Raw genomic sequence first — 19337 nt, forward strand, 5'->3', positions numbered from 1 at the left:
CGCGACCCCATTCTCGTGCGCGGCAAGCAGGGCATGGTGCCGACCGAGTACGGCGCGTCGCTGCTGCCGGCCGTGCAGCGAGCGTTGCGCGAGGTCGAATTCGTCTCCACGCCGCACGGCAACTTCGATCCCGCTACGTCGCGGCGCACGTTCCGGGTCGCCGCGCCCGATTATCTGAACGACTTTTTCATGCCGACGCTGATCCGCGCGTTCCGCGTCGCCGCGCCGAACGCGCGGCTGGAGATCGAGTCGCTGACGCCGACGCTCGACCACGAACGCGCGCTCGATGAAGGCGATCTCGATCTGGTCATCGGCAACTGGGAGAATCCCGAGTCGCGTTTTGCGCGCCACGATCTCTTCACCGACAGTTTCGTCTGCCTCATGCGCCGTGGCCATCCACTTGCTCGCGAACCGCTGACGCCGGCACGCTATGCGCTCGCCGCGCATCTCGCGCCCACCACGTATAGCGGCGCGAAGCGTCATCCCATCGATATCGGCCTGGCGGGCGCCGGCATCCGGCGGCGCATTGTCACGACCATTCCGTACTTCGGGCTCGTGCCGCAAGTGCTGCTGCAATCGGACCTGATTTTCACCGCCACGCGGCGCTTCGCACTGCATTACGCCGAGTTGCTGCCACTCATCGTGATGGAGTCGCCGATCGAGTTTCCGCCTATCGAGAGTTACCTGATGTCCTTGCCCGAGGTCAGCCGCCCGACCGATCTGGCGTGGCTGCAAACGCTGATGGCCGATGTCTCCAGGGAATTGACCGGGCAGCCCGCAGGCGAGAAAAACCGGTAAAAGCTTCTCGCCGCACAGCCTGGTGCGGCCAAGTTACACATTCTTCTGCCGCACTGCAAAATCCCGAAAACCCTTTCCCGATAAGCCTCGGCGCTATTCTGCGCATCCTGAAAAAGCGTCCGGCCGGCCACGGCTCGCCTCAACCTATGGGAGAATCACGCTTCTTCCGAGATATCAACCCCGCACTAACCCCAATGTCCACCGAAGCCCCGTTGTCCCGACGTGCCGATCTAGCCATCACCGGGCGGATCGTCGCGGTCGTCGCGTTCACGTTCATTTGCTACCTGACCATCGGCATTCCGCTCGCGGTGCTACCTGGTTTCGTGCATACGGATCTCGCCTACGGATCGGTGATGGCAGGCGTGGCAATCAGCGTCCAGTACTTCGCGACACTCGTCTCGCGCCCGCTCGCCGGGCGCACCGCGGACAGCCTCGGACCGAAACAGACCGTGCTGTATGGGCTGACTGCCTGCGCGATCAGCGGCGTGCTGCTGCTTAGCGCGGCACTTGCGTCGCAATGGCATTCGGTGAGTCTTGCGCTGCTGATCGTGGGCCGCCTTGTGCTCGGCTTCGGCGAAAGCTGGGTCGGAACCGGTGCGATCACCTGGGGTATCGGGCGGGTTGGACCCAGCAGCAGTGGGCGCGTGATCTCGTGGAACGGCATTGCCACGTATGGCGCGCTCGCTATCGGCGCACCGCTTGGCGTGGCGATGGAACGCTCGCTCGGTTTTGCATCGCTGGGGGCGTTCGTGATTGCGCTCGGCGGCCTTGGGTACTGGCTTGCTACGCGCATGGCGGCGGTGCCGATCGTGCATGGCGAGCGCATGTCGTATCGCAGCGTGTTCTTTCGCGTGCTGCCGCACGGCATGGGCCTGGCGCTCGGATCGGCGGGATTTGGGTCGATCGCCACGTTCATCACGCTTTTCTATGCCGCGCATAACTGGCCCGACGCAGCGCTTTCGCTGACCGTGTTCGGCACGATGTTCGTCGGCTCGCGGCTCTTGTTCGCGAACACCATCAAGGTGTTCGGCGGTTTTCGCGTGGCGATCGTGTCGTTTGCGTTCGAGTGCGTCGGCTTGCTGATGCTCTGGCTCGCCGCTGATCCCGCCTTCGCGCTTGCCGGCGCGGCGCTGACCGGGTTCGGCTTTGCGCTGATCTTCCCGGCGCTTGGCGTGGAAGCGGTCGGGCTCGTGCCGCCGGCCAGCCGTGGCGCGGCATTGTCGGCGTATTCGGTGTTCCTCGATTTGTCGCTTGGCGTGACGGGGCCGCTGGCCGGGTATGTCGCGGGCGAGTTTGGATTCAGCTCGGTGTATCTGTTCGCGGCGGTGGCGTCCGCGGCGGGCGTGGCGCTGACTGTCGCGCTGTATATGCGCGCGGGGCGCGGGCTCGGTGGTGCGGCTACGGCTTGAGGGTGCTTGAGGGTGTTGGGCCGAGTCGATGAAAAACGTCCGCTTCGGCGGACGTTTTGCTTTGTGCGCGCTGATAGATGAGAGACAGTGAGGCATTAGCCGGCGCTCGCCCATGCCATAATTTCGATGGGAAATCGTCCCGTTTCATAAGTCCGTCGACCATGTCCAATCAGCTCTCCCGCCATTTCCTCAGCATGGCCTATAACAACGCATGGTCGAACCATCGCCTGTTGAAGGCCTGCGCGTTGCTGAGCCAGCCGGATTTCGTCGCGCATCGGACGAGTTTCTTTCCTTCGATCAAAGCAACGCTCAATCACAATCTGACCGTCGACTGGCTTTATATCGATGCACTCGAACGCGAGCAGCGCAACGAGCCACCCCATCCCGAGATCATGTCTTTCTTCGATCCGGAAGAACCCTTCGAGACCTGCGCCGAGCTGCAGCGCGAGCAACGGCTGGCGGACCGGCGGCTCATCGATTACTGCGCTCACCTCAACGACGACACCCTCGCGCGCCAAGTGAGCCTTCTGCGTCCACGCGCAAAACAGCAGGAAACGCGGACGCGGCTGCTCGAACATGTGTTCCAGCATCAGATCCATCATCGTGGGCAAGTGCATGCCATGCTTGCCGGAACACCGGTCGCACCGCCCCAGCTCGACGAATTTTTCTGCGATATCGACGCAGAGCTGCGCGCCGCCGACCTCGCCGAAATGGGCCTGAGCGAAGCGGCTGTCTGGGGCTAAACGAAGCAATCGGCAACCTCCCCCGATCCGTGCCGATCCGTGCCGCGTCTCATTCAATCCCCGTCACCGCGCCGCTTGTCTTAGAATCGGCCCTTGGTCCCCACTTCTGCGCTCTATGAACTCGACATCGGAAGACCGCTGGCGCGATTTGCGCCCGGACCCGGACAGTGACACCCCGCTTTATCTTCAGCTCGCCCGCAAGCTCGGCAACGCGATCCACGACAACCGATGGGCCGCAGGCGAAGCGCTGCCCTCGGAACGCGTGTTGTCGGAGGCGCTCGGGGTATCGCGGATCACGTCGCGCAAAGCAATCGCGTTGCTCGTCGAACAAGGGCTCATTCGCCGCACGCAAGGCGCCGGTTCATTCATCACACCACGCTATGAAGATCCCCTGTCGCGGCTGTCGAGCTTCAGCGAAATGCTGCGCAGACGCGGTTTTACCCCCGGCTCGAAGTGGCTCTCGCGCGTGATCGAGCCCGCGAATCGCGATGAAGTGATTCAACTCGGGTTGTCGCCCGCGGCTGCCGTGACACGCTTGCGGCGCTTGCGCACGGCCGATGGCATTGTGATGGCCGTTGAGAACTCGACCTTTCCGGCAGCGCTGATTCCGGACCCGCAGGCTGTCGGCGATTCGCTTTATAGCTTCCTGGAACAGCGCAATCTGTCGATCGTGCGAGCCCTGCAGCATTTTCGCGCGGTGAACGCGAGCGATGAGATCGCCGCGCAAATGGGCATTGCGCCGCATGACGCGCTGCTGCTGATCACGCGCGTGGGTTATACGGCCGACCAGCGCCCGATCGAACTCACCGATACCTATTGCCGCAACGACTACTACGATTTCGTGGCGGAATTGCGCAAGTAAATCGAGCAAGCAGTCAGCGCCACACCGGCTGATCCGCCCCGATAGGCATCGGCGGCGAGCGCCAGAACGGCGGTGTCAGCGACATCTGTTCAGGCGGCTGCGTGCACGTGAGCGAACCGAACGGCGAGTCGATGGTTTGCAGCATGTCGCGCACGTCGTCGAGTTGCGGATCGCGCACTTGCTGACCGTCTTCGACCAGACCCATCGATTGCAGCCAGTGCCCGGTCCGCGCCAGCGCTACGCGCACATGCCAGCTTCCGCCTTCCGTGGCGCGTCGTTGCAACGCGATCATCGCGCCGAATGCCGCGAGATAACCGGTGGCGTGATCGAGTGCCTGACAGGGTAAGTGGCGAGGCTGTGTCTGGCCAGCCGCTTGCGCTTCCGTCCACGCGATACCACTCGCCGATTGCACCAGGCTGTCGAAGCCCCGCCGTTGCGACCAGGGACCTTTGTGGCCATAAGCCGAGATCGACACGTACACGATACCTGGGCGCAGACGTGCCGCTTCTTCGGGGCCGAATCCGCGCGCGGCCAGTGCGCCGGGGCGATAGCCCTGCAGGAGTACATCGGCGTCTTTTAATAGCGCGCGCAGTGAGTCGCGGCCGTTTTCTTCGCGAAGATCGAGCGTAGCCGAGCGTTTGCCGCGGCCGTTATCGATGACCAGCGGCGGAATGTTCGGCAGGTGCGGGCCGTTGATCAGCAGGACATCGGCGCCATGCTGGGCAAGCGTGCGCCCAGCCACCGGACCCGCGATGATGCGGCTCAGGTCGAGCACGCGGACGTTCGATAGCGGGCGTGGCGGATCGCCTTGGCCTATCGGTTCCGGCGGGGCATCGTCGAGTTTTACGATTTCCAGTAGCGGCGTTTCCGCGACTGCCTGGGCCTGCGGCATGAGCGCCCATTGCTCGGGCGTTCGGATCAGCGCGGCGCATAAGCCGGCATTGGCGAGCGCCTCGTCGAGCGTTGCGCCGCTCCAGCTGCGGATGGCCTGCGTGACGCCGGCGTGATCGTTCGTGCAGCCAAGCAGCTTGATCACGCCATCGCGATGATGCTTGAAGTTCGTATGAAGCTGGATCCACCGGCCGTCGCGGGTCTCGTAGAAACCCATCAGCGGATCGCGCAGCTCCGGCGCTTTGTCGGCATCGATGCGCAAATAGCGCTCGCTGCGAAATGCGATCGTTGCACGGCGGGTGTCGAGATCGACTTGCTGCATCTGGCCGGTGCGATGCCTGAAACACTCCGCTGCCGCCAGCGCCGACGCCCCCACGCTCGCCGCCGCCAACGCACTCACCCGATATACCGACGGCAGTTGCCGTTCATCACCGGTCATCGTGAGGTGTTTGAGCGCCTCAGGGTCTCCTTGCGCCAAGCGCCAAAGTTCTTCGACAGGTTTCACGGCGATGCTCCTCCTCGATGCTTGTTCAGGCTCTGCTCGAATCAATCGTGGTCCACAGGTTCGCCACCGATTGTATGGACCGCCGCGGCTGCGATCAGTTTCCGTCGCCAATATCGGCACGCAATCCGCCGGCACATCCACGTAAAATCACCCCACTCCTCCCGCCGGCGACCTTCATGCCCGAGACAATCCGCTCGAACGTTACATCCACTCCCTCCCCCCAAGCGCTCACGATCATGCTGTGGCTCGTCGCCACCGGCTTCTTCATGCAGACGCTCGATTCAACCATCGTCAACACAGCCCTGCCCGCTATGGCCCGAAGCCTCGGCGAAGCGCCGCTGCGCATGCAAGGCGTTGTGATCGCGTACTCGCTGACCATGGCAACGGTTATCCCCTTCTCCGGGTGGCTCGCCGATAAATTCGGCACCCGTCACGTCTTTTTCAGCGCCATCCTGATCTTCACCATTGGATCGCTGCTCTGCGCCAACGCCCATACACTCACCCAGCTCGTCATCTATCGCGTGGTGCAAGGGGTAGGCGGCGCGATGCTCTTGCCAGTCGGCAGGCTCGCCGTGCTGCGTGTGTTCCCCGCCGAACGTTACCTGCCCGCGCTGTCGTTTGTCGCTATCCCCGGATTGATCGGCCCGCTGATCGGACCGACGCTCGGCGGCTGGATCGTGCAGATCGCTTCATGGCACTGGATCTTCCTGATCAATGTGCCGGTGGGGGTCATCGGCTGTATCGCTACCCGGCTCTTCATGCCCGATAGCCGCAACCCTGCCACCGCGCCCTTCGATCTCACCGGTTATCTGTTGCTCGCCGTCGGCATGGTCGCGCTCACCATCTCACTCGATGGCCTCGCCGATCTCGGCCTTCAACACGCCATCGTGCTGGTGCTGCTCGTGCTGAGCTTCGGGTGTTTCGTGGCCTACGGGCTGCACGCCGTGCGCGTGCCCCAGCCCATCTTTTCGCTCGACCTCTTCAAGATCCATACGTTCAGCGTCGGCTTGCTCGGAAACCTGTTCGCGCGCATCGGCAGCGGCGCCATGCCGTATCTGCTGCCGCTGCTTCTGCAAATCAGCCTCGGCTATTCCGCCTTCGAAGCCGGACTCATGATGCTGCCCGTGGCCGCGGCCGGCATGGTGTCCAAGCGCATCGTGACCCGTTGGATCATGGCGCACGGGTACCGGCGGGTATTGGTCATCAACACCGTGCTCGTCGGCCTGACCATGGCCAGCTTTTCGCTGACCAGCGCCGGCCAGCCACTGTGGCTGCGGCTCGTGCAACTGGCGCTCTTCGGCGGCGTCAACTCCATCCAGTTCACCGCGATGAACACGCTCACGCTAAAAGACCTCGGAACCGGTGGCGCCAGCAGCGGCAATAGCTTGTTCTCGCTCGTGCAGATGCTCTCGATGAGTCTCGGCGTCACGATCGCCGGCGCGGTACTCGCGACTTTCACCGGCATCCTGCCTCGTGTCACCGAGACGAATTCGCTGCCCGCCTTTCACGCGACTTTCCTCTGTGTTGGCATCATTACGGCTGCATCAGCGTGGATCTTCGCACAGCTCGCGCCTGAGATCCGTGCCGTGAAGGGCACGAAAACCGATCCGTCGGAAGCGCATTGAACGTTCGCTGTCAACGTCCACATCAGCCCGTGGCGAGTCTCAACGCCGTGCGCGCTGCACTAAGGAAGTGCACACGGCATTGCGGCTTCGTGGCGATGAAAGCCGGACCTGGAGCCCGGCCCCAGTCCGGCCCAGTTCCGGCGGGAATATCTCGAAATACTGACAAATGCGCATATTTCTTGCTCCTCCCGAAGTGGCCCTATCCTGTAAACTAGTTCTTTCCCGATGTTTACTCCCACTCGAGCCGCGTTCGAACGCCTGCCAATATGACCCTGAGCATGGTTGATCTCGACCCTCCCCGCTTTCAGCCCCCCCGTCCCGTCGCGGGCGATGACGGCTCGCGGCGCACTGTCCTGTATGGCGAATACACGGTGTTCAGCGTGTTCCAGCCCGTGTTCTCGGTGTCTCACCGTCGCGCAATCGGTTATCACGCATCGCTGCGCGCCCGCGACGATTCCGGCCGCCAAGTCCCATCGCATGAAGTCTTCACGCAGGCCGCGCGGCGCGGCGATCTGCTCGAACTCGGCCGGCTGGCTGAATCGCTGCATCTGGGCAACTTCTTCTCCTTCGATAGCGACGACGAATGGCTGTTCCTCAGCCTCCATCCGGCCGCGTTGATGGACACAAGCTACGGCGACGCCCTGCTGGCGTCGCTGAAAAATATCGGTCTTCCGCCGCAGCGCGTGGTGCTCGAGGTGCCCGAGCAAGCCGGCGGCGAGACAACGCGCTTTGCTGAAATCATCGATTCATTGCGCAAGTCGGGCTTTCTCATCGCGCTGGACGGCTTTGGCGTGAAGCATTCGAACATCGACCGCGTGTGGCATCTGCGGCCGGATATCGTGACGCTCGACCGCTGCATCCTGCAGCAGGCGAGCGAACATTCGCACATCGAACGGGTGTTGCCGGGCCTCGTTTCCCTGCTGCACGAGTCCGGTCAGCTGGTGTTGATGGGCGGGCTGAGTACGGAGCGCGACGCGCTGATCGCGCTCGAATGCAACGTCGATTTCGTGCAGGGCGCGTATTTCGCGGGGCCGAGCGTGGAAGCCGTGAAACCGCAAGCCGCGCAAGGCGTGCTGGACGCGCTGTCCGCGGCCTCACGCGAACGCGTGGCCGCGCGTGAACGCACGCAGTCGGCACGGCTGGCGCCGTATGTCGGCGCACTGGAAACGGCCGCGGCGCGTCTGATCGAAGGCGAGACGCTCGCCGATGCCACCCGCACGCTGTTGCAGCTTCACGAAACGGCGCGCTGCTTTCTACTCGATGCGTCCGGCCGGCAGATCGGCGACAACGTGTTGCCCGTCGTGCGCGCATCGCAGCGTGCCAAGCGTTTCCGGCCGCTGTTGCATTCGGAAGGCGCGAGCTGGGAACGACGGCCGTATTTCATCGAAGCATTGCGCACGCCGGACCGGGTGCATCTGACCGCGCCGTATCTGTCGATCAACGAGGCGCACTTGTGCGTAACGGCGTCGATAGCCGCGCAAACACCGCGCGGCCTGCAAGTGCTATGCGTCGATATCAACTGGGACGTGACATCGCAACGGCGCTGAGATAGCGCATCAAAACAGCCTTCACGGTACGCGCGAGATCATCGATCTGAAACGGCTTGCTGAGCACCGCGTACCCGTCCACGAAATCCCTCGATACATCCACGTCCACCTACCCCGCTGAGAGAATCATGGGCAGCGCGAGTGCGCGCGCTGTGGCACAAGCCGCTGCGACCGGCGTCCATGCGATACGATAGGCCGTTGACCCAGCAGGTAAAAACCGCTCTCCATGCGTTCGAGATCGTTGGATGTAAAACGTTGTTTGCTGCTTGCTGCGTTGCTGGCGTGGCCCGGATCGCCTGCATTCGGCATGGACAACATCGAAACCGCGCAGCCATCCACACTCGTCAGCGACGTCCATACCTTCGTCGTGGCAGAAGACGGCTCGCTGACGGAGGACGATGAAACGACCTTGCGCGCGAACACGCCCGCAGGCGTCGCCGACATCGCGCAGCGTTATATCTGGTTCGATAAATCCACCTCAACCATCGACATCACCGATGCCTACTCGCTCGGCCCTGACGGCATCAAGCACGTCGTGACGCCCGATCAGATTCGCGAGATCCAGGAACCGCGTTCGGCCGGTGCGCCCACATTCGAGGACTCACGCCTGAAAGCGGTGGTGTTTCCGGGCGTGGGCACCGGATCGATCGTGCATCTGCGGTTTCACAAGACTCAGTCGAAGCCGGTTATCGCCGGGCAGTTCGATTATTTCGTCGAACCCAGCCGTGGACCGGTGGAAAACCAGCGGTTGATCTTCGATTTGCCCGCCGACAAACCGCTCTACGCCGACGCACGCGGTTATGTGGCCGTGCCGCCGGTGACGCAAGGCGGCCGTACCCGCTACGAATTCGACTACAGCCGCGCCCATTACGATCGTGTGGAAGCTGGCGCGGTGGGTTATGCGCAGTACGGCGACCGGCTGATGGTGTCGACGTTTCCGGACTACCGCAGCTTTGCCGCGAGCTATCGGGACGGGACCATTGATCCAAGCGCGAACGATCCGGCCGTGCTCACTCTCGCGCAGTCGCTCACGCGCAACGAGACCGATGCACGGGCGAAAGCGGCCACGCTCTACGACTGGGTTCGGCACAACATCCGCTACGTGTCGCTGTTCCTCGGCCAAAGCCCCGCGATTCCCCACCGGGCCACCAATATCCTCGCCAACCGCTATGGTGACTGCAAGGACTACGTCGCGCTCTACGGCGCCCTGCTTGCGGCGGTCGGCATCGAGAACGAACCCGCGTTGATCAGCCTTGGAGCGGTCTACACACTGCCATCGGTACCCGGCTATGGCGGCAGCGCGATCAATCACGTCATCACATGGCTGCCGGGGCTGGGCATGTATGCCGACTCGACGGCATTGAGTATCGAATTCGGCTATCTGCCGCTCGCGGACATGGACCGTCCGACGCTGCTGGTCAGCGACGGCACGCTTGCACGCACGCCCGCTACCGAGGCGCGCTCGCGCACGTCGCGCTTGCAGATCGATGTTGCGCCAGACGGCTCGGCCGCTTTCGCCGATCAAGTGGAAGACGGCGGGTGGAGCGTCGGCCCCGAGCGTGCGAATCTGCAGCACGCGACGACGGAGCGCCGCAAGCAGATCGCCGATAACCGCCTTCGGGCGACAGGCCTGCGTGGTATCCCGACGCTGAGCGCGAGCGACCTGGACGCTACGACCGGCCCCCTGACCACCACGATCACCGGGACCCTGGACGATGTCGTCTGGCCAACGGGCACGACCGCCCTGGCCGCGCTCACGAGCCTGTCCGGTGGGATCGCTTCACAGGTTGAAAACCTGCTGTCTGAACGCGTGCGGACCCAACCGTTCATGTGCACCGGCGGCACTTTCGATGAAGTCGCGCAAATCGCATTGCCAAAGACGATTCGAGTCACCGACGTGCCGACCGACGCGAGTTTCACGAATGCGTTTTTCGATTATTCATCGCGTTATGTCTTCGATCCCGCCACGAACCTGCTTCAGGCAGAGCGTCACCTAAGGGCGAACTTCGGCAAGCAGGTATGTTCGCCTGCGGACTTTGCCGCCATGCAGCCGGTGTTGAAGCGGATCGAACGAGACACGCAAGCGCAGCTCGTCGTCAAGGCGATGGAGCCGTGACGGGCTCCGTTTGATCGACGGCGCGTAAGTTTTCGTAACGTCTACATCCTGCGGCTGTAACCGGAATGTCGGGCGAGGTCGCTAAGCTGCGGAGCTAGCCCTTGTTCGCATTGACGGAGCGCCCCGATGCGCACGGCCAGCCCATGACCCGAGAATCCGAGGACAACCCCGCTGCGCGGAGTGATGGAGTAGAGGCGAGCGCCTCGCTGGATCCATCGGTTCATCGCACGCTCGCCGATGCAAGCCGCAGCGCCGGCGATGAACTCGGCGCGCTGGCCCATCTGATCGCCGCGCACACGCTCGACGCGTACGCCTCGGGCTCACCGGACGCCCGCGTCGCTGGCTTGTGCGACGTCGCCACCGGTTATTTCATGAAGGGAGATCACGAGCTCGCCGCACGCTGGTACGAGCTCGTGCTGACGCTCGATCCGGACGTTGCCGTTGCATGCCAGAACCTTGCCGCGATCCATGCGAGCGAAGGACGCGCAGCACTCGCCGATGTTTATCGCGAACGCGCGTATCGGATCCAGCGGGTTTTTGTTGAGGAAACAGCGGGCTCGACGCGCTCCGTCCTGATCCTGTGTGCGGCTCGAAGCACAGGCAACGTGCCATTCGAGGCCTTGTTGCCAGGCACGAGAAACCGCCGTATCAAGTACGCGATCGACTATGCCGCCGACGACGAAGACACGCGGCTTCCCGCCTTCGATGTAGTCTTCAACGCGATCGGCGATCCGGATATTGCAGCGCCGCTTGGGGCGAGGCTCGCGCGTTTCGAGTCGCGCTGCGCGCGGCCTTGGCTCAACTCGTCCGCAGCAATCGCCAGGACTTCGCGGCATCTGCTGCCCGCCCTGCTTGACGGCCTCGATGATGTGTCGAGCGCACCGTGCGTGCGCTACGAAGCGCCTTCTGCCTCGCTTGGCACGCTACTGACCGATCACGCCATCACGTTTCCACTGCTGGCCCGGCCCGTCGCTGCCCACGGTGGCGACGGCCTGGTTCTATGCGACACCATCGATACGCTCGAAAACCGGTTATCGACGCAAGAAGGCGCGCAGTACCTGACGGCGTTTCGCGATTGCCGCTCAGCGGATGGTTTCTACCGCAAGTACCGCGTGATCTACGTGGACCGTGAGCCGTTTCCCTATCATCTGGTGGTCTCGCCGCACTGGATCGCACATTATTTTTCCGCCGATATGGAAAGCCACGCGTGGAAACTCGACGAGGAGCTGCGCTTCCTGCAGGACCCGCTCACAGCGCTCGGCGAGCGTGCGATGAATGCCGTTACGGCTATCGGTCAGCGGCTTGATCTGGACTACGGCGGAATCGACTTCACGCTTCTGCCTGACGGTCAGGTCTTCGTGTTCGAAGCGAACGCGACCATGCTGGCGCATTACGAGCGCGGTAACGGCGTGCTGGCTCATAAGAACCCTCACGTGCAACATATCGTCGATGCGTTCGAGCACATGCTGACGCGCCGGACGAGCAGCTGAACAAGGCCACGCTCGATGTCGCCCCAAGCTAAAGACCCCGGAACCGGTCGGCGTAAAGGCGGCTCACGCTCAGCCTGTCAGGGTGGCCGCGCAGTGTCAGCGTGAGTTTGCCGGCGTCGTCGCGTATTGCAGTGGCAATGGCATCGCAACGTACGATCGTGCTCCGATGAATCTGCCAGAAGCACTCCGGATCAAGCTGCAATTGCAGTTCACGCAGCGAGATCCTGATCAGGTGTTCACGTTCGGCGGTGACGAGCCGCACGTATTTATCGGCGGCTTCGAAGTAAAGCACGTCCGTTATAGGCACCATGGTGATGGTGTTGCCAACACTCGCCTGGATCACTCGCAACGGGCTAGCCGCCGGAACGCCCGGTGGCCTCGCTGCATCGGCATGCAAGAGCTCGCGCAATGTGTGGATGGCAGCTTCCAACGACGGTTCCGCTGCCTGCGATTGCGCCCGCTGCCGCAACGCGGCTTGTAGACGCGCGCAGGTTTTTTCGAGGCGATCAGGCTGCACGGGCTTCAATACATAGTCGACCGCAGCGTGCTCAAAAGCATGCAGCGCGTATTGATCGTAAGCGGTCACGAACACCAGCAACGGGAACGGTTTCCCCAAGTCCGGCCAGTCTTCGGCAAGCGCCTGCGCGACCTCGAGCCCCGTCATGCCGGGCATGCGGATATCGAGGAACAGCACGTCGGGTTGCAACACCAGCGCTCGCTCGACCGCGGCTTCACCGTCGGCTACGCTCGCGACACAACGCAAGCCGGGCCACAAGCGAGTCAGCTGGGCCTGCAGGTCTGCGGCCAGCAAAGCTTCATCTTCGGCAATCAGCACGGTAGCTTTCATGATCGGTACGGAGTGTTCAGCGGTCGGGATCAGCAGATCAAGATACAGGAAGACGCACGATAGCCAGGGTACCGCCCTCGCCGTCGCTCGCGGCGATAAGTTCGAGCGTGGCGGCCTTGCCGTAAAGCGCGGCGAGCCGTTCACGAACCTGCTGTATGCCAAATTGGGAGCCGCCGGGCGGCAAGACACCAAGACCCGCACCGCCGATGCCCGCCCCCGTATCGCGGACACTGAGCACGAGCATGCTGCCTTCACGCTGCGCCGCCACCCTGATCCAGCCGCCTGCGACCGTCGGTTCAAGTCCATGCTTGATCGCGTTTTCTACCAGCGGTTGCAGCAACAGCGGCGGCACGGGCAACCCGGCGAGGTCGTCCGGCAGATCGAGCCGCCTGTTCAAGCGCGTTCCCATGCGAGTCTGCATCAACTCAAGATAATCGCCGATACGAGCAAACTCGGCGGACAGCGAATGTGATCCCGATCCCGACCGTGAGGCGTCCAGCGTGGCGCGCAGGAACGCAATCAGCCGGTCGAGCATGGCCTGGGCGCGCGGCGGGTCCTGAGCGATCAACACACGCAAATTGGCCAGCGTGTTGAACAGCATGTGCGGTTCAAGTTGCGACTCCAGCAGCTTGAGCTGGCTCTCCGCGGCGCTTCGCATGGCGGCTTCGGCACGCGTTTCAATCGCTGCCATGCGCCCGCGGGAATAAAAGAAATAGGTGATGCCCACCGACAAGACGAACACGCCGGTCATGCTCAGCAACAACGCACGCGGGTTCTCGGTGATCGTGGCCGGTGCGCGATGCACGCCGGTCAGCAGGTCGCCGAGCTCGCGGCCAGCCACGTAACCCACCACCCCCGATACAACGATCCAGGGAATCATCAACCCCCAGCCGGGCCAGTTGCGCTGTGCGTCGAGGTTATCGGGGGAACGCTTGCGCATCCGGTAGGCCAGGCTATAGCGGCCTATCTCGATCAAACCCTGGATGAACAGCGTGCTGCAAAGCGAATAGATCAGGTTGGTGGCGAACGAATCGCTGTACATCGAGTAGTAGAACAAGGCACTAGCCATCGATACCGGGACGAAGATCCTCAGTTCGAGCCATAGCCGCTTCAGGATGTCTTGGAAGTGGGGCATGCGGTGTGTGCTGAACTTGTCTAGCAGGTTGATGGCTGCGGGTTCCTGCGTTGCATGAAAGAGCTGACGTGGCGCATATAGTGCGCCCGGTGCGCTCAATAAGCCATGCTCGGCAGTTGGGCCTGCCGGGCGATGCGCCACATCGCAAGGCCGCGCGCGAGGAAGACGCCGCTAAAGGCGCCATACGCAAAACTCACCGATATCGCGAACAGCGTGTCCATGCCCAGATCGGGATGAATCGCCAGCATGATGTTGGCGCCGAACCGGATGACGAACAGGCCGAGGATCAGCATCATCGGGACCCAGCTTCCAGGCACGAGCAAACGCTCCTCGGAAGCAAGCCGGCGGGCCTTGCTCCCGACGCCCACGGCGTGCGACAACGCAACAGCCGCGAGCACCGCCGCAGCCCACGCGGCGAGCGCGATGGACTGCTGAGCGAAGACTGACATGACGCCGTAAAAGGACAGCGCGGTCATCGCGATGGGAACGGCCGTGGCGAAGCACAGCGTCCTGCGTCGGGGGAGGGTTTGCTTGATGCCGAGGGAAACCAGGACGGCGAGTGCGCCCCAGACCCAGTGCGGTGTGTGCTGAAGAATGCCGTTGAGCATGGTGATCTTCCTTATCCGTCAGGGGGAGATGTCGATGATGCTCATGGTCGGGGTTGGCCTCGCGCGTTGCCATCGGTTTGCGACGGAAGGGCACGTTGCGTCGTGAAATGCCGTGGGTGCGGCGCGAACCGGCAGCGCAACCAATTAGGCCTTATGGTCAATCAAGACCCAGACGCGACGATCGTAAGGACACCCCCGGCCGACTGACGCGAGCCGAAACCGGTCCGACGTCAAACAGCCGAAGTCGACCCGAAACGAGCTGTCGAAGAATTGTGGAAGCGACGGCAAGTTTCGAGTCTATTGCGCTCGTTCGACTCACACTCGTCTGGAAACAACCCATTTCGATAGCAGGCGGCTGGAGCGCAGGTTGCCGCACGAGCGACAACCTGCCGAGTGCTACAGACCTTCAGACATCTCGCCCGACACGCGTTCAACGGTGCCCGCTAATCGGGCCCTGCGCATCCACACGCCCGACGGCACAGCTGGGGCAGCCAACAGTGATCGGCCATGCGTTTCCAGATTGCCGTGCACGATCAGCGGGCCCTGAAACGCGTTATCCCCCAGCGCCTGCGTACGGCGCAATCGTCCGGAAGAATCCGTTCAATCCAGATCGCCGTGATCGGACCGCGGGCATGGATGTCACCGGGCACCATCAGCGAGTCATCGATGGCCACCAGCCCGAGGACGGCAAGCGACCCGTTGATGCTGAGTGGCCCCGTGACGAGGGGCTCGGCATGCGCCGGCGCGAAAAAGCCGAAGGACGCGAGCAGAACCGCGCCTGCCACGGCACCCCGCGTCAGCCTCGATGGAATGCTTTTTTCTTGAGTACTTACCCTAATTTATAAATATAAATAACCAATTTATGCTGGTTACTGGCTGAACGCACACATCCGCTAGTTCGCTCTCGCATACCAAAACAGGAGACACGCATGGAGTTGACCCGCCGAAAGTTACTCGTTGCCGCCGGACTTGCCGCCGCCGGCTGGCTGCCGCTGCACGCGCTGGCCGCGCTGCCCACACTGGCGAAGAAGGACAAATACCGGGTCGGCTTTGCGCAAAGCGAAAGCAACAACCCCTGGCGAATCGCGCAGACCAGGAGCATGCGTGACGAGGCAGCCAGACTGGGCCATCAGCTCGTCTATACCGATGCGGCCGGCTCCGCCGCCAAACAGGCCGCGGATGTGAATTCGATGATCGCGCAGCGGGTCGACCTGATCTTTCTCACGCCCCGCGAGGACAAGCCCCTGGTGCCCGCCGTGATGAACGCAAAGAAGGCGGGCATCCCGGTCATCCTGCTCGATCGGGACGTGGACCATGCGATGGTCAAGCCGGGTGAGGATTACGTGACGTTCATCGGCTCGGACTTCGTCGAGGAAGGCCGCCGCGTCGCGCAATGGCTGGTCGCCAACGCCGGCGACAAGACCACCATTCTGGAGATCGAGGGCACCGTCGGCTCCTCGCCCGCGAACGACCGCAAGAAGGGCTTCGACGAGGTCATCAAGCAGCACCCGACGTTCAAAATCGTGGCGTCGCAAAGCGGCGATTTCTCGCGCGACAAGGGCCGCCAAACCGCCCAGACCCTGCTGCAGGCGCACCCGGAGGCCAACATCATCTACACCCACGCCGACGAGATGACGCTGGGCGCCATCGCGGCCCTCGAAGCCGCTGGGCGCAAGCCGGGCACGGATGTGCTGTTCGTCTCCATCGACGGCGAGAAGGAAGGCGTGAAGGCAATCCTCGATGGCAAGCTCGGCTGTTCCTGCGAATGCAACCCGATGTTCGGCCCCAAGGCCTTCGCGACCCTGGCGGCTTACGCGGCCGGCCAGAGCCTGCCGGGCTTCATCAAGAATGACGACCGCTTCTACGACCGGTCGAACGCCAAGGAAGCGCTGGCGTGGGCGTATTGACTGCTCGCCCGCCCTCGGCCGATGAAGGGGCGGCGCATGGTGCGGCCAGTGCAGCGCCGCTGCTGGAGATCCGGGGTCTGCAGAAGCGCTACGCCGGCGTGGTGGCGCTGGCCGATGCGCAGTTGCGCATTGGGCATGGCGAAGTGCACGCGCTGATGGGGCAGAACGGCGCCGGCAAGTCCACGCTCATCAAGACGCTGAGCGGCTATGTCCGCCGCGACGGCGGCGACGTGCGCTTCCTGGGCGAGCCCTTCGAGGTGCATTCCCCGCAGGAGGCACAGCGGCGCGGCATCAGCACCATCTACCAGGAGATCAACCTCGTGCCGCTGTTGTCGGTGGCGGAGAACATCTGTCTGGGCCGCGCCCCGCGCCGGCGCGGCCTGCTCGACTGGGGCGCCATGCGCGCAGAGGCGAAGGCGCTGCTCGGCCGCTTCGGCATCGACATCGACGTGAGCCGGCCGCTGGGCCAGTTCAGCACCGCCGTGCAACAGATGAGCGCAATCGCGCGAGCGATTGGCTTTTCGTCGAAGCTCGTCATCATGGACGAGCCCACATCGTCGCTCAACGACGAGGAGGTGGAGCGCCTGTTCACCGTGGTCCGTCAGCTCAAGGCGGACGGTGTATCGGTGATCTTCGTCAGCCACAAGCTCGACGAGGTCTATGCAATCAGCGATCGCATCACGATCATGCGTGACGGGCACTGGGTGCATAGCGCAGACGCCCGCGACCTGGGCAAGCTGGATCTGGTCTCGCACATGCTGGGGCGCGACATGACCGGTGCACACGGCAAGACCACGGCCTTTACGCACAGCGCGGGCGGCCGCCCGCGCGACACGCTGCTGCGCGTAGTGTCGATCGGCGCCCACGCCTTGGCGCGCGATGTGAGCTTCGAGCTGCGCCGCGGCGAGATCCTCGGCATGGCCGGCCTGCTCGGGTCCGGGCGCTCTGAGACGGCGCGCCTCGTGTTCGGCGCCGACGCCCCCGCTCAGGGCTCGATGCAGTTCTGCGGCGCACCCTACCGTCCGCACGCCGTTGCCGACGCAGTGGCCGCTGGCATGGGCTTTTGCACCGAGGATCGCAAGGTCGAGGGCATCTTCCCCGAGATGAGCGTGGCCGACAACATCACGATCTGCGTGCTGGCGAAGATGGGGCGCGGCGGCCTGCTCGACGAGCAGCGCCTGAGCGAGCTCGCGCGCACGCTGATCGAGCAGCTTGGCATCAAGTGCAGCTCGCCGGCGCAGAAAATCCGCGAGCTCTCCGGTGGCAACCAGCAAAAGGTGCTGCTGGCGCGCTGGATCGCGACGCAGCCCAGGCTGCTGATCCTCGACGAGCCCACGCGCGGTATCGACATCGGCGCCAAGGCGGAGATCCAGCGCCTGATCCGCGGCCTCGTTGACGAGGGCCAGTCGGTGCTGATGATCTCCTCCGAACTGGACGAACTGCTGGAAGGCGCCGACCGCATCGTGGTGCTGCGCGACGGCCAGAGCGTCGCGCACCTCGAGGGCGCTGGCATCAGCCGCGCGGCTATCGTGGAGGCGATGGCGCACGGTCGCCCGGCCTCTGCTGAAGGGACAACGCAATGACGAAGGTTTCCTCCACCCTCGCGCCAACCGGCGGCCGCACCAGAGGCGGGCTCGCCTGGTGCTCGCGCTACGGCGCGCTGGCCGCCTTCGGCGTGCTGCTGGCGCTCAACATCGTGCTCACGCCGTACTTCCTGTCGCTGCAGACGCTGAACATCAACCTCACCCAGGTGTGCACGATCATCATCGTGGCGGTCGGCATGAATCTGGTGATCGCCACCGGTGGTATTGACCTGTCGGTGGGCTCGCTGATGGCGATCTCCGGGGTGCTAGCGCCGATGACCTTCCTCGGGCAGGTCGTCCCTGTCGGCAACACCGCCCTGGCCGTGGCCCTCGCAATCGTAGCGGCGATCGGCACGGCGGGGCTGCTCGGGCTGTTCAACGGATGGCTGGTGTCGCGTTTCGGCATCCAGCCCATCGTCGCCACGCTGATCCTGTTCATCGCCGGGCGCGGCATCGCCCAGGTGCTGGTCGACGGCAACCTGCAGACCTTTTCGGTGCCGCAGTTCGCATGGATCGGCCAGGGTACCCTGCTCGGCATCCCGACCCAGGCCTTTGTCATGGCGGCCATTGTCGCCGCGGCCCTGTGGGCCATGCGCCGCACGCGCTTCGGCCGCTACGTGCTCGCCGTCGGCGGCAACGAGCGGGCCGCCGTGATGGCGGGTCTCCCGGTGCGCCGTATCAAGCTCGCCGTGTATGCGATCTCAGGACTGTGTGCCGGCGTCGCGGGACTGGTGGTGATCGCCATCAATTCCGCCAGTGACGCCAACCAGATCGGCCTGGGGACTGAACTCGATGCCATAGCCGCTGTAGCGGTGGGCGGCAGCTCCCTCGGCGGTGGCCAGGCCCACCTGCTGGGCACCGTGCTGGGCGCGCTGACCATTCAGCTCATCCGTTACACCCTGCTGGCCAACGGCGTGCCCGATGCCGCGGCGCTGGTCGTCAAGGCTGGCGTCATCGCACTGGCGGTGTGGCTGCAACAAGCCCAAAGGAGGACATGATGGAGGCCTCACGCCTGGAACGTCTTTTCAAGCACGGCGCCGCCATCGCGCTGGTCGCCCTGATCGCCTTCGGCGCCATTCGCTACGACAACTTCCTGTCGCTGTACAACGTGATGAGCGTGTGCCGCACCAACGCGATGTTCGCGCTGGTGTCGCTGGGCATGTGCTTCGTCATCATGACTGGCGGCATCGATCTGTCGGTGGGCGCGGTGGCCGCGCTGGCAAGCGTCGCGGCTGCCAAGGCGAGTCCGCTGGGTGTGGCGGGCGGCCTGG

At 63.7% G+C, this 19337-nt stretch carries 16 protein-coding genes and 1 pseudogene; 12 read left to right on the forward strand and 5 right to left on the reverse strand.

Annotated elements, in window-relative coordinates; genetic code table 11:
- The 4 genes from EOS_RS02775 to EOS_RS02790 form a co-directional block, all read left to right on the forward strand.
- On the forward strand, window positions 1–798 hold a 798-nt coding region (locus tag EOS_RS02775), incomplete at its 5' end, for a LysR substrate-binding domain-containing protein (protein ID WP_047845084.1).
- Window positions 799–992: 194 nt separating this feature from the next.
- Window positions 993–2207 carry an MFS transporter gene (locus EOS_RS02780; protein ID WP_047845085.1) on the forward strand — a complete coding sequence of 405 codons (1215 nt, stop codon included), beginning with the start codon at window positions 993–995 and terminating at the stop codon, window positions 2205–2207.
- Between the two features lie 161 nt (window positions 2208–2368).
- Entirely contained in the window at window positions 2369–2950 is a 582-nt protein-coding gene (locus EOS_RS02785) for a DinB family protein (protein WP_047845086.1), read from the forward strand.
- Between the two features lie 115 nt (window positions 2951–3065).
- A complete protein-coding gene (locus EOS_RS02790) occupies window positions 3066–3812 on the forward strand; it encodes a GntR family transcriptional regulator (RefSeq protein ID WP_047845087.1) in 747 nt (248 codons plus the stop codon).
- 13 nt (window positions 3813–3825) lie between these two features.
- On the opposite strand, the gene EOS_RS02795 is transcribed toward EOS_RS02790, so the two are convergent.
- Window positions 3826–5142: a CoA transferase gene (locus EOS_RS02795; RefSeq protein WP_082163200.1), complete on the reverse strand. Its 1317-nt coding sequence runs from the start codon at window positions 5140–5142 to the stop codon at window positions 3826–3828.
- Window positions 5143–5384: 242 nt separating this feature from the next.
- Between EOS_RS02795 and mdtD the strand changes: the two genes are divergently transcribed.
- The 4 genes from mdtD (at window position 5385) to EOS_RS02820 (ending at window position 11986) form a co-directional block, all read left to right on the forward strand.
- Window positions 5385–6833: a multidrug transporter subunit MdtD gene (gene mdtD, locus EOS_RS02800; RefSeq protein WP_075645276.1), complete on the forward strand. Its 1449-nt coding sequence runs from the start codon at window positions 5385–5387 to the stop codon at window positions 6831–6833.
- Window positions 6834–7105: 272 nt separating this feature from the next.
- Window positions 7106–8380: an EAL domain-containing protein gene (locus tag EOS_RS02805; RefSeq protein ID WP_047845097.1), complete on the forward strand. Its 1275-nt coding sequence runs from the start codon at window positions 7106–7108 to the stop codon at window positions 8378–8380.
- Between the two features lie 307 nt (window positions 8381–8687).
- On the forward strand, window positions 8688–10496 hold the full coding sequence (locus EOS_RS02815; RefSeq protein WP_047845090.1) for a DUF3857 domain-containing transglutaminase family protein: 1809 nt from the start codon (window positions 8688–8690) through the stop codon (window positions 10494–10496).
- A gap of 101 nt (window positions 10497–10597) precedes the next feature.
- Window positions 10598–11986: an ATP-grasp domain-containing protein gene (locus EOS_RS02820; protein WP_053063736.1), complete on the forward strand. Its 1389-nt coding sequence runs from the start codon at window positions 10598–10600 to the stop codon at window positions 11984–11986.
- A gap of 28 nt (window positions 11987–12014) precedes the next feature.
- On the opposite strand, the gene EOS_RS02825 is transcribed toward EOS_RS02820, so the two are convergent.
- The 4 genes from EOS_RS02825 to EOS_RS02840 form a co-directional block, all read right to left on the reverse strand.
- On the reverse strand, window positions 12015–12833 hold the full coding sequence (locus tag EOS_RS02825) for a LytR/AlgR family response regulator transcription factor (RefSeq protein WP_047845091.1): 819 nt from the start codon (window positions 12831–12833) through the stop codon (window positions 12015–12017).
- A 37-nt stretch (window positions 12834–12870) separates the two neighbouring features.
- Window positions 12871–13968 carry a sensor histidine kinase gene (locus EOS_RS02830; protein WP_053063737.1) on the reverse strand — a complete coding sequence of 366 codons (1098 nt, stop codon included), beginning with the start codon at window positions 13966–13968 and terminating at the stop codon, window positions 12871–12873.
- 95 nt (window positions 13969–14063) lie between these two features.
- Window positions 14064–14576, reverse strand: a complete 513-nt coding sequence (locus EOS_RS02835) for a DUF6622 family protein (RefSeq protein ID WP_047845092.1) — start codon at window positions 14574–14576, stop codon at window positions 14064–14066.
- Window positions 14577–15109: 533 nt separating this feature from the next.
- Window positions 15110–15361: a hypothetical protein gene (locus tag EOS_RS02840; RefSeq protein ID WP_235442687.1), complete on the reverse strand. Its 252-nt coding sequence runs from the start codon at window positions 15359–15361 to the stop codon at window positions 15110–15112.
- Between the two features lie 144 nt (window positions 15362–15505).
- On the opposite strand from EOS_RS02840, the gene EOS_RS02845 reads away from it, so the two are divergent.
- The 4 genes and pseudogenes from EOS_RS02845 to EOS_RS02860 form a co-directional block, all read left to right on the forward strand.
- On the forward strand, window positions 15506–16483 hold the full coding sequence (locus tag EOS_RS02845) for an ABC transporter substrate-binding protein (RefSeq protein ID WP_047845093.1): 978 nt from the start codon (window positions 15506–15508) through the stop codon (window positions 16481–16483).
- Window positions 16471–18066, forward strand: coding sequence for a sugar ABC transporter ATP-binding protein (locus EOS_RS02850; protein WP_235442688.1), 1596 nt, complete (start codon window positions 16471–16473; stop codon window positions 18064–18066). The genes EOS_RS02845 and EOS_RS02850 overlap by 13 nt, the downstream gene beginning before the upstream one ends.
- The gene (locus EOS_RS02855; RefSeq protein ID WP_047845094.1) at window positions 18063–19064 is read left to right on the forward strand and encodes an ABC transporter permease; all 1002 of its coding nucleotides are present in this window, start codon (window positions 18063–18065) and stop codon (window positions 19062–19064) included. Before EOS_RS02850 ends, EOS_RS02855 begins: the two co-directional genes overlap by 4 nt.
- Window positions 19061–19337, forward strand: a pseudogene (locus EOS_RS02860) (hypothetical protein); the annotation flags it as partial. The gene EOS_RS02855 and the pseudogene EOS_RS02860, both read left to right, overlap by 4 nt.

The organism is Caballeronia mineralivorans PML1(12) (assembly GCF_001028175.1).
Classification (GTDB): Bacteria; Pseudomonadota; Gammaproteobacteria; order Burkholderiales; family Burkholderiaceae; genus Caballeronia; species Caballeronia mineralivorans.

Excerpts from the sequence above, each read along its gene's own strand:
- EOS_RS02785 (WP_047845086.1), top strand. The coding sequence starts at position 2,369 with ATGTCCAATCAGCTCTCCCGCCATTTCCTCAGCATGGCCTATAACAAC.
- EOS_RS02825 (WP_047845091.1), bottom strand. The coding sequence starts at position 12,833 with ATGAAAGCTACCGTGCTGATTGCCGAAGATGAAGCTTTGCTGGCCGCA.
- EOS_RS02855 (WP_047845094.1), top strand. The coding sequence starts at position 18,063 with ATGACGAAGGTTTCCTCCACCCTCGCGCCAACCGGCGGCCGCACCAGA.
- mdtD (WP_075645276.1), top strand. The coding sequence starts at position 5,385 with ATGCCCGAGACAATCCGCTCGAACGTTACATCCACTCCCTCCCCCCAA.
- EOS_RS02795 (WP_082163200.1), bottom strand. The coding sequence starts at position 5,142 with ATGACCGGTGATGAACGGCAACTGCCGTCGGTATATCGGGTGAGTGCG.
- EOS_RS02780 (WP_047845085.1), top strand. The coding sequence starts at position 993 with ATGTCCACCGAAGCCCCGTTGTCCCGACGTGCCGATCTAGCCATCACC.
- EOS_RS02835 (WP_047845092.1), bottom strand. The coding sequence starts at position 14,576 with ATGCTCAACGGCATTCTTCAGCACACACCGCACTGGGTCTGGGGCGCA.
- EOS_RS02815 (WP_047845090.1), top strand. The coding sequence starts at position 8,688 with ATGGACAACATCGAAACCGCGCAGCCATCCACACTCGTCAGCGACGTC.
- EOS_RS02830 (WP_053063737.1), bottom strand. The coding sequence starts at position 13,968 with ATGCCCCACTTCCAAGACATCCTGAAGCGGCTATGGCTCGAACTGAGG.
- EOS_RS02790 (WP_047845087.1), top strand. The coding sequence starts at position 3,066 with ATGAACTCGACATCGGAAGACCGCTGGCGCGATTTGCGCCCGGACCCG.
- EOS_RS02845 (WP_047845093.1), top strand. The coding sequence starts at position 15,506 with ATGGAGTTGACCCGCCGAAAGTTACTCGTTGCCGCCGGACTTGCCGCC.